Annotated in this window: 8 protein-coding genes and 1 pseudogene; 4 read left to right on the top strand and 5 right to left on the bottom strand. The window is 59.3% G+C overall.

The genetic code is table 11. The annotated features are described in order from the left end of the window. On the bottom strand, positions 1-251 hold a 251-nt coding region (locus AC0L3E_RS32130; RefSeq protein ID WP_473606582.1), incomplete at its 3' end, for a hypothetical protein. 36 nt (positions 252-287) lie between these two features. Next, positions 288-1,325, bottom strand: coding sequence for a cytochrome-c peroxidase (locus AC0L3E_RS32125; RefSeq protein WP_473606581.1), 1,038 nt, complete (start codon positions 1,323-1,325; stop codon positions 288-290). A 524-nt stretch (positions 1,326-1,849) separates the two neighbouring features. Here AC0L3E_RS32125 and AC0L3E_RS32120 point away from each other — a divergent pair. Then, on the top strand, positions 1,850-2,317 hold the full coding sequence (locus tag AC0L3E_RS32120; RefSeq protein WP_473606580.1) for a Ros/MucR family transcriptional regulator: 468 nt from the start codon (positions 1,850-1,852) through the stop codon (positions 2,315-2,317). A 204-nt stretch (positions 2,318-2,521) separates the two neighbouring features. Continuing rightward, complete coding sequence (gene hemN / locus AC0L3E_RS32115; RefSeq protein ID WP_473606579.1) at positions 2,522-3,859, top strand: oxygen-independent coproporphyrinogen III oxidase; 1,338 nt, start codon at positions 2,522-2,524, stop codon at positions 3,857-3,859. Between the two features lie 451 nt (positions 3,860-4,310). Here the strand turns inward: hemN and AC0L3E_RS32110 are convergent. The 3 genes and pseudogenes from AC0L3E_RS32110 to AC0L3E_RS32100 all read right to left on the bottom strand — a co-directional run. After that, positions 4,311-4,751 (bottom strand): annotated as a pseudogene (locus AC0L3E_RS32110) (prephenate dehydratase domain-containing protein); the annotation flags it as partial. Beyond that, the gene (locus tag AC0L3E_RS32105) at positions 4,732-5,007 is read right to left on the bottom strand and encodes a prephenate dehydratase domain-containing protein (RefSeq protein ID WP_473606584.1); all 276 of its coding nucleotides are present in this window, start codon (positions 5,005-5,007) and stop codon (positions 4,732-4,734) included. The pseudogene AC0L3E_RS32110 and the gene AC0L3E_RS32105, both read right to left, overlap by 20 nt. Before the next feature lie 435 nt (positions 5,008-5,442). After that, positions 5,443-5,655, bottom strand: a complete 213-nt coding sequence (locus tag AC0L3E_RS32100) for a cold-shock protein (RefSeq protein ID WP_008874821.1) — start codon at positions 5,653-5,655, stop codon at positions 5,443-5,445. Between the two features lie 847 nt (positions 5,656-6,502). Here AC0L3E_RS32100 and AC0L3E_RS32095 point away from each other — a divergent pair. Continuing rightward, positions 6,503-7,759 (top strand): M16 family metallopeptidase, encoded by a 1,257-nt coding sequence (locus AC0L3E_RS32095; RefSeq protein WP_473606578.1) that lies wholly within the window; start codon positions 6,503-6,505, stop codon positions 7,757-7,759. Position 7,760: 1 nt separating this feature from the next. After that, positions 7,761-9,146: a M16 family metallopeptidase gene (locus AC0L3E_RS32090; RefSeq protein ID WP_473606577.1), complete on the top strand. Its 1,386-nt coding sequence runs from the start codon at positions 7,761-7,763 to the stop codon at positions 9,144-9,146. Positions 9,147-9,861 lie beyond the last annotated feature (715 nt).

Here is a 9,861-nt window from a genome sequence, read left to right as displayed (position 1 = left end):
TCGGCATCGACGATTTTCAGGCCGGCTTCGATGCGATGCGCAGCGGCAGTTCCGGCAAGGTGGTGATGGACTGGTAGGGCGATGGCCGGCTTAACTTTGCGAAGGTGGTGATGGACACCGCCTGGCTGTCGGCGATCTCCTCGCCTGGGAGCTGGCTGGTGCAATGGCTCCCCTCCAACGTGAGCCGAATGGTCGGCGACGTAGGCGGCCCAATCGGACGAGGCTCGTAGCAATTCGCCCAGATCGGTCAAGGAATGCTCACAGGCCCCATCGTCTGCTTTCCAATGCTAGGATCGAGGCCGAGGTGTTGTGGGCGTTTCAGGCGGTAAGATGGGATATGTGATCTCCGGTCGCTTTCCGGTCAGCGAATGAAGGTAGGCAACGATCCGATCGATTTCGATTTGGGTTAGCTCTTCGCCAAGCTGGGTGGTGCCCATGATCGCGACCGCCTTGCCCAGGTCCCAGACCTTGCCCGAATGAAAGTATGGCGCGGTGATTGCTACATTGCGCAGCGACGGCACACGGAAGACATAGGAATCCTCTGGTAAATTGGTGACGGCAAATCGTCCCTTGTCATTCTCGGGGAGAATGTCGGCGCTAGGCTTCTCAACGAGGCCGAATGGATAATAACCGTCCCCACCAAGATTGACACCGGAATGGCAGGATGAGCAGCCCTTTTCGATGAAAAGGGCCAGGCCCTCTTTCGCTTCGGGGCCGATGGCGGTGTCATCGCCATTGAGGTAGGCGTCGAAGGGGGCCGGCGTGACCAGCGTCGCCTCATAATCTGCGAGTGCGGTGGCTAGGTTATCGAAGGTGATGGGGTCGACCTCCCCCGGGAAAGCTGAGTGGAACCACTCCACATATTGCGGCATCGATTTGAACGTCTCGACCACTTGGTGCGATGTGTTGGCCATCTCGGCACCGGCCTGTATCGGCCCTTTGGCCTGAGCTTTCAGGTCTTCGGCGCGACCGTCCCAGAACTGTGATTTGTTAAAGGCAGAGTTAAACACCGTCGGCGCGTTGCGCTGCCCCTTCTGCCAACCATGGCCAATCGAAGTTTCACGATTGTCGTCGCCGCCGGTGGCCAGGTTGTGGCACGAGTTGCAGGAGAAAACGCCTGAGGCCGAGAGGCGCGGATCGAAGAACAGGGCTTTGCCGAGGGCAATCTTCTCCGGCGTGCTCGGGTTGTTGGTAACCGCCGGTATGGACGGCAAGGGCTTGAAGATGGCCAGTGCCGTTTCTCTGAGGTCTGGCGGAATGGACCGCGCAGCAAAAGCTGTGGCTGCCGCCAATGCAACAGCCCCCGCAGGGAATAGAGTTTTCATAAATGGAGTCCTTAGGATGTGCACGGGAGCCATTGTCCACATGCGGCCCGGGAACGCCCTGCGATAGATCAGCGGATCGAGGGAATCGTGTCTGCCGTCCAAGCCAATCGAGCGGCGGGAACAGTGACTGCGGTTCTTCGCCCGACGGCGGATTTTAATGGTGGGTGCGCGCAATCGCTGTTTGTTCGCCTGAGGGTTTGTTCGGTTTCGTGGTCTGTCGCCACTGCCGCAAGGCCAATCCATACGCGCAAGCTGCGCCCGGCGCATTCACGGCTCTTGGTGCTTTACGAGCCTTCTGCGTCTTTCTTTTGCACTTCAGACCGACGAGATCGGGGCTGAACGCGGATACCGTCGCAGTTATGGACAGCGATTGCCGCGCAGATTAGTGTCACGACAGCGTGGAGTGGCGCTATAAACCTCAATCCTGGACGAGCAACGAACAATGCTGTCGCGAGATTTGTTGCTTTTAACGGGAATCACCCCTAGAAGCGACCGCTCCGCAAACCAATCCACCGGAGAGTTTCATGTCAGAAGAAGACTTTGAAAAAGCCAACAACCTCATCGATCTTACCGCGGATGTTGTCTCAGCCTATGTTTCCAACAATCCGGTTCCGGTGGGCGAACTGTCTACCCTGATCGGCCAGGTGCACGAAGCTTTGAAACGCACGGCCGCCGGTCGCGTCTCGGCACAAGAGCCGACGGCGTTGACGCCGGCCGTCCCGATCAGAAAATCGGTGACGCCGGATTACATTGTCTCCCTTGAGGACGGCAAAAAATTCAAATCGTTAAAGCGTCATCTGGCGACCCATTACAGGCTGACCCCCAACGAATATCGCGCCAAATGGGGTCTGCCTTCAGACTATCCCATGGTCGCGCCGAACTACGCGGCTGCGCGCTCTGCGTTGGCCAAGACGATGGGACTCGGCCGCAAACCGAAAGAGCCTGAGGTCTCGACGCCCGAGAAGCGGTCTAGAAAGAAGGTACCAGCGTGACTTCCTCCATCCAGACCCGTTGTGGGGCTGGCGGCTCGATCAGCAAGATGTGAGCGAAACACTCGAAAAGGCGGGATCAAAATCCCGCCTTTTCCTTGCACGGTGTGATTACACGCCGCGAAGCGGAATGGAACTGACATAGCGCAGAGACACAGGAGACCGAAGCGGTAAAAGGACCAACTTTTCAGCTTGGGACGGAAACCGTTGCAGACCTCTATCCTGAAAGAATATCGCGAAGCTCTCCTGCCTTGGTACACCATCTATCCGACTGTAGCGGAGTTCACCGCCAGCGTCGGGGCCGAAAGCTATAAGGAATGGCTCAGAGGTCTGCCTGCTGACGATTCGGTGTCGCTCTATCTGCACATTCCGTTCTGCCAATCGATGTGCTGGTTTTGCGGCTTTCCAACCACGATTGCCCGCAATCAGGGGCCGATCCTCAACTATCTGGACGTTCTGCGTGACGAGATCCGTTTGGTCTCGGAGAAAGTGCAGCAGGGGCTCGTAGTAAATGACGTGCATTTCGGCGGTGGAACCCCAACCCTGATCGGGGCGGCCGAGTTCCTGGCCACCATAAAACTCCTGCGCCGCCGCTTCGCGTTCAGGGAAGCCGCCACGATCGCAGTCGAAATTGATCCGCGCACCTTCACAGCCGAGATCGCCGAAGCGTTGGGAGCAGCGAACGTGAGCCGCGCGAGTCTGGGGGTGCAGAGCTTTGATCCGATCGTTCAAAGAGCGATCAACCGGGTCCAGAGCGAGGCGCAGACGGCCGCTGCCGTCGAAAAGCTGCGCCGGCATGGCGTAAGCGGCATCAACTTCGATCTCATTTTCGGTCTCCCGAACCAGACGCTAGAGTCCTGCGTCCAGACTGCGGCGGCGACTGTCGCCATGCGTCCCAGCCGACTTGCGGTGTTCGCCTACTCCCACATTCCATCGGTGATAAAAAATCAACGCCTGATCGAGAAGACTGCGCTGCCGGACAGCGTCGCCTGCGCCGAACAGGCTGCCGCCGTGGCAGAGACGCTGGTTGCGGCCGGCTACCGTGAGATCGGCCTGGACCATTTCGCCTTGCCGGACGACGAACTTACGCTGGCGCAGACCAGCGGTCGCCTACGGCGTAACTCGCTGGGTTACTCGGCCGACACCTGCAAAACCCTGATCGGTTTCGGTGCGTCCTCTATCGGGCGGGTCGGCGAGGGTTACGTCCAGAATGAGGTGACACGTGAGTCCTACAGCCGGCACATAGAAGCTGGCCGTCTGGCGACTTCAAGAGGCTGCCGGCTCACAGACGAAGACCGCGTGCGAGCCGCAATCATCGAGCGGCTGATGTGCGATTTGCAGGCCGATGTGCCGGCAATTTGTGCGACCTATGGATTCGATCCAACTCGCCTTCTCGATTCGGCTACCGAACGCCTGGCGAAGCTGGCCGAGGATGGGATAATGGACATCGAAAAGGGTTTCATTCGGGTGCGTCAGGAGCATCGATTCGTCATTCGCGCTGTTGCTGCCGCATTCGATGCTTTTCTCGACCGGGTTGTCCCATAGCACAGCCAAACATCGTGAGGTGCCAAAGCGATAGCTCGTGCCAAACGGCCTGCTCGTCAAGCCGCCGCCGGCCCCGGTCACGGCGCCCTGCGCGGATTGAAGTGTTTGACCTTTCCCTCGGCAAGCGTACCGCAGCGTCACAGACGTACAACGGTGACTGGTTTCGCGAGATGCCCGCCGGTCGACATCCGTGCCTATGAATACCACCGTTTCGCCGGCGAGAAATTAGGGCGGACGAAAGATCGTCCGCGCGATGATCTCGTCCATTTCCCGAGGCACGGTCGTGTACATCGCATCAAGTTTCGATGCGGCGGTCCCCTGTTCGTCAGTAATGAGGATCAACAGTTGGGGTAGGGGCGGGACTAGCCTGGCCAAAGCTGATCGCCACGTGGGTACGATCCGAGAATTCTCAGGCCATCAATCTCCGCCAACGCGGCCAAAGCCGGGTGCGTCAAAAAGCGCCAGCGACATCGACGACATAGTGATGGGTGTCCAGCCGCTCGCATGTCGGACGCTGATAGACATTGAGAACGGCCAAGTCGTCCTTCGAGAACCTGTTCAGGACACGACTGAGATTTTGCTCTGAAACGCGGAGGTGAAGTGTTGTCCGGTCAAATCCTGTCGGCGCAGGGGTGCTGCGCCCGAGCACCCACCACGGCGTAACGTTATGCAGGCCTTCTTCAGTTCCTGCTCGCAATATCTGAAGATTGTACAGCTTGGCACCCAGCGCAGGACCAAACGCCGCTATCCAGGGAGAGTTTTGCTCAGCCACGAAAGATGTCGCTCCCCTACGGCTCTCTCGCTCGGCATTGGGCATGTTCTCGTCGAGCCACCTGGCAACTTCCTGCAGGGCCACGGGGTGGCCCACCACCTTAGTGATCGTCGAGAAACTCGCATCCTTGCTGGCCCATGAGGCTGTAGCTCAGGATCTTAGGGTACTCGGCGACAATCCTGGGAGACGTCAAGCGCAGAACTTGGTCGAGGTAGGGAGTGGTTCCGACCAGAGAGGTCGTAGCTGGGACGCATGCAACCTCCACGCAGCCATTCTCATATGCCTCGAACAATCCGCCGCTGAACGGGAGGAGTTCAACTTGGTCACCAAAGAGGTCCAGCGAGGCTTGATGGGTCCAGGTCCCCTCAGGGCCAATGTACCCTGCCCTCTTTGATTCCGGAGGTGTCGATGGCTGGAGGATGGCTGAATTGCTGGTTCATTTCCCCGGCACGATCGATCGAGAATGCGTCAGAGCCCTCATTCATGAAAATCACACGCAGGGGTTCATGACCGAAAATATAGTATTGATGGTGTGAAGCGACCAGGCACACAACAAGCGCAGCCTGATCTCATTTGTCCAGATTCGTTCCGATGCGCGCGGTTGCCGTCGGCATCTGCTACGCAAGAATCTACTGCAGACAATAAGAGGGCTGGACCGGCCCTCTTCACTTGCAAACATCTGTTTCAGTAGAACTCAGCAGCTTCCTGCAATCCGCCGCCCGGTCAGCGGGAGATCCGTGTTCTTGCCCACTCATATGAGGCGGCCAGTGGCCCTTCTGCCCGGCTCTTGCCGGGCAGAAGCAGAAAAAGATTAGCCAGCTTTGCTGAGACTGCCTGCTGAGGACTTGCCGGTACGCCGGTCCTGTTCGACCTCATAGTTGATTTTCTGGCCCTCGTTAAGGGTCGAAAGGCCCGCTCGTTCGACAGCGGAAATGTGGACGAAAACGTCCTGACCTCCGTTGTCAGGCTGGATAAAACCGAATCCCTTGGTGCTGTTGAACCACTTCACCGTTCCAGTCGCCATAGCGTATTCCTTTGTAACCATTCAATGTAGGCAGGCTATAAGCCAGGTCCGCTTCATATCCGAGATTATAGGGGCAGCAAAAGCGAAAATAGCAAAAGCCCGGGTCAAATCGCAAATCGGCTCGAGAGCTCCATCATGACCGCCTGTCACGGAAGCGTCTCCCGCGCTGGCGCTCCGAATGGCAAACATAGGTTCTGCAACGCTCCGGTAAATTCCAGAACCGCGTCTATCGCCGGTTCGGAGCCGTGTTGGGGGACCTCCGATCGGCCGATGGTAGCAAGAGCACGCTGACGACCAGCAACCACGGGCGCGCGCTAACGTCACCATGTTCGCGCCCCTTTGCGAATGGTATTGCACCTAGCAACCTCTTTAACGTGAAGCGCTCCCCGTCGGCGGTGTCTGACGTGGGACAATGTCGGAGGTATGCAACACAGGCTCCGGGTGAATCGGATCGCCGAAACGGCTTCCCATCTGGCACGGCTCGTGCGCGGTTCATGCAAACGCGCAGGAGAGTCGTCCCATGATCCCCAAACAGAAAAATGCCGCCCCACCTTTCGCCGACCTACTTAAAACTGACGTCCGAGCCGGGTCCGGCAGCATCGTGAGGGCTCGTCTGGACCGGCGCTGCCCACCGATCCGCCTTCTCCCAGTGAGGGCGACGAGGACGCAGCACCTTGAAAATGAGGGACAACTCACTTCACCTGGAACCTTGCCCATCACCCGGTCATCACAACAGGAGCCATGGGTAAATCTTCGGTCGGGCTGGCTGCGCGGGACACTCTTTGCGACCGCGCTGTCGTTTGTGACCACCCCTGCTCCGGTTCTGGCGGCCACCGATGACATCAAAGTGACAAATTTCCTGCTCGACAACGGCATGGAGGTCGTCGTCATCCCCGATCACCGCGCGCCCATCGTCACCCATATGGTGTGGTACAAGGTCGGCAGCGCCGACGAACCCCCGGGCAAGTCCGGCATCGCACATTTCTTCGAGCATCTGATGTTCAAAGCGACGGCCAATCATGCCGCCGGCGAATTGAGCCGCGCAGTGGCCGAGATCGGCGGTTCGAAAAACGCCTTCACCTCACACGATTACACCGCCTTCTTTGAAACGGTGCCGCCCTCGGCATTGGAGCAGATGATGGGTTTCGAGGCCGATCGTATGCGCAACCTCGTCTTGACCGACAATGTCATAGCCACCGAGCGTGACGTGGTCCTCGCGGAACGCCGCTCGCGCATCGACAGCAATCCGCAGGCAGTGCTCGGCGAGGAGGTCAATGCGACGCTTTGGCAGAGCCAACCTTACCGCATCCCGGTGATCGGCTGGATGCACGAGATCGAGAAGTTGAATCGCAGCGACGCCGTCGCGTTTTATTACAAATACTACTGGCCGAACAATGCCGTGCTGGTGGTGGCGGGCGATGTCGAACCGGAGAGCGTGATGGCGCTTGCCGAGAGGACCTATGGCAAGCTCCCGCGTGGACCGGAATTGCCGCCGCGTGAGCGCGCGTCTGAGCCGGTGCAGAACACCAAGCGCGTATTGACGCTGAGCGACGACCGCGTTTCGGTCCCCCTCTTCTCCAGACGTTGGGTGGTGCCGTCCTATAGCACCGCCGAGCCCGGCGAAGCCGAGGCGCTGGACCTCCTGGCGGAGATCCTCGGCGGCGGCAGCCGCAGCCGGTTCCACCAGCAGCTTGTCGTTAAGCAGGGTATTGCCGCGGCGGCCTACGCCGATTTCCAGGGCACCATGCTGGATGCTGGCAAGTTCAGCATCCGAGGCTGGCCGCGCGGCGACGCCGAGCTTGCGGATGTCGAGGCCGCCATCGACGCCGAGATAGCACGCATCGCCAAGGACGGCGTCACATCAGGCGATTTGGAGAAGGCCAAGGATCGTTTCGTCCGCTCGATGATCTTCGCCCGCGACAACCAGCGTTCGATGGCCCACATCTACGGCAAGACACTCGCCACCGGCGGCAGCATCAGGGACGTCGAGGAATGGCCCGACCGCATCCGCAAGGTCACCGCCGATCAGGTTAGGGCCGTTGCCGCCCGCTACCTCGTGTCCGACCATTCGACCACCGGCTATCTCCTGCCCAAGGAAAATTGATATGATGACGAACCTCTACCGCAGGGCCATTCCACGAGCGTTGCCCTCTCCTTTTGGACAGGGCCGGCGCCTCGCCTCTTCGCTGGCCGTGCTTTGCCTTGCTATTTTGTTCCTCGTATTCCCGGCACTTGCCGCGCGGGCTGCCGTGAACATCCAGGAGGTGAAATCTGAACAGGGGATCACCGCCTGGCTGGTGGAAGACCATACGCTGCCGATCATGACGCTCCAGTTCGTGTTTGACGGCGGCACCAGCCAAGACCCAGCCGGTAAGGAGGGGCTTGCCAAATTGATGGCTGGCTTGTTCGACGAGGGCGCAGGCGATTACGGCGGCGACTCCTTTCAGGTGCGGCTCGATGATGCCGGCGCTGAGATGGGCTTCCACGCGGGGCGTGACGGCATCTATGGCTCGGTGCGCATGCTTTCCCTGCGCCAGGACGCCGCTTTCGATCTCATCAGGCTCGCGTTGAACAGGCCCCGCTTCGATCAGGAACCCTTTGACCGAATCCGCGCTCAGCTTCTCTCCAGCATCATCGCCAACGAGCGCGAACCTCACGCGATCGGCGTGGATGCGTGGCGACGCAGTATCTACGGCGCACACCCGTATTCGAGGCCGCCCGAGGGTACCAAGGAAAGCCTGGCCCGCATAACGCCCACCGATCTAAGCGCCTTCCACAAGGCCGCTTTCGCCCGCGGCGGGCTGCACGTCGCGGTCGTGGGCGACATAGATGCCAAGTCCCTGAGTGCAAGGCTCGACGAGTTGTTCGGCGATTTGCCCCAGAAACAGGCCCTTGCGCAGGTGCCTGATGTCACCCCGAAGCTCGGCCGGTTGACTTTGGTCGCCTACGCCCTACCCCAGACTTCGCTCCACCTGGCTTTTCCCGGCATCGGACGCAGCGACCCGGAATTCTACGCCGCGCAGCTGATAAACGATATACTGGGTGCGCCATTTACCTCACGGCTGTTCCAGGAAGTGCGCGAAAAGCGTGGCCTTGCCTACGGTGTCTCCTCTAGCTTGGAAAGCCACCAGCATTCCAACACGCTTGTGGTGACCACGTCGACGCGCGCCGACAGGGCGGCCGAGACGCTCGGCCTGATACGACAATTGATCAACGAGCTGGCGGACACGGGCCCAACAGCGGCCGAGCTCGAGGCGAGCAAGAAGCATCTGATCGGCGCCTATGCTATCCACAATCTGGGTTCCTCCAGATCTGTATCAGCCACGCTTCTCGCGTTGCAACTTGACAAGCTCGGCATAGATTACATTGAGCGCCGCCAAGCCCTCATCCAACAAGTGACGATCGACCAGGTCAGGGCGGCGGCGAAGAAGCTGCTTTCGGCCGAGCCCGCCATTTTGGGCATTGGCCCGGGGCTTGCCGATGTTCCATGACGACCGGCAATCTCACGCTCTGCCAAGGTCCGCGCCGATCGTCTTCGGAACGGCGTAAAAGCTGAATCCTAACAATTGGCAGGCAAGGGATTCCAACTTTCCCGTAGAAGCGAAGTTGGGATCTCTGTTTACGTGCGAGCCGGTCGGCAGATCTAAGAGCGCCTCTCGAGGAAAAGAAGTAACCCAAGGAGCAGCTTGTGCCGAGGCAAAGGGCCGAGACACGGGCCCGGCTGCAAAGACAAGATCAGTCAAGACGGCAGCCGCGAGAGTGACAGTATAGACCCAGAAGGCGGGACACGAGCCAAGGCCTCCGACGAGGATGCTGTTTTCCAACTAGGGATCCTCAGCCGCGGGGGCCGAAGCGGATCTTGCGGTTGGGTTGAGCCTGCCAGCGTATCCGACATACTCCGCAACCAGGTTCGTCTCTTTTGAGTATTTTATGGAGTCATTGATTGGGTAATGTCGCCTGTCTCACCGGTTCAAGGTCATGTGCGACTGCAGGCAGTGCTCTCCTCGCGCAAGCGTGATGGCGCCAACTTCCGTTAGGACCAGCGATTTTACTTAGGCTCGAGCACGGCCGCGGCTATCAACACAAAGCCTCAAACGCGCTGAGAGATGCCCCAAAAGAAGCTTGGAAGAAAAGCAACTTCTTCGGACAGGAACCTTCCGCCCCAGTTTTGTCGAGTGATCATCAAATGCAGCCTCACCGTCGCTT

The sequence above is a fragment of the Mesorhizobium sp. WSM4822 genome (assembly GCF_055811155.1).
This window is presented reverse-complemented; position numbering and strand designations above follow the sequence as displayed.

Excerpts from the sequence above, each read along its gene's own strand:
- AC0L3E_RS32100 (WP_008874821.1), bottom strand. The coding sequence starts at position 5,655 with ATGGCGACTGGAACGGTGAAGTGGTTCAACAGCACCAAGGGATTCGGT.
- AC0L3E_RS32090 (WP_473606577.1), top strand. The coding sequence starts at position 7,761 with ATGATGACGAACCTCTACCGCAGGGCCATTCCACGAGCGTTGCCCTCT.
- AC0L3E_RS32125 (WP_473606581.1), bottom strand. The coding sequence starts at position 1,325 with ATGAAAACTCTATTCCCTGCGGGGGCTGTTGCATTGGCGGCAGCCACA.
- AC0L3E_RS32120 (WP_473606580.1), top strand. The coding sequence starts at position 1,850 with ATGTCAGAAGAAGACTTTGAAAAAGCCAACAACCTCATCGATCTTACC.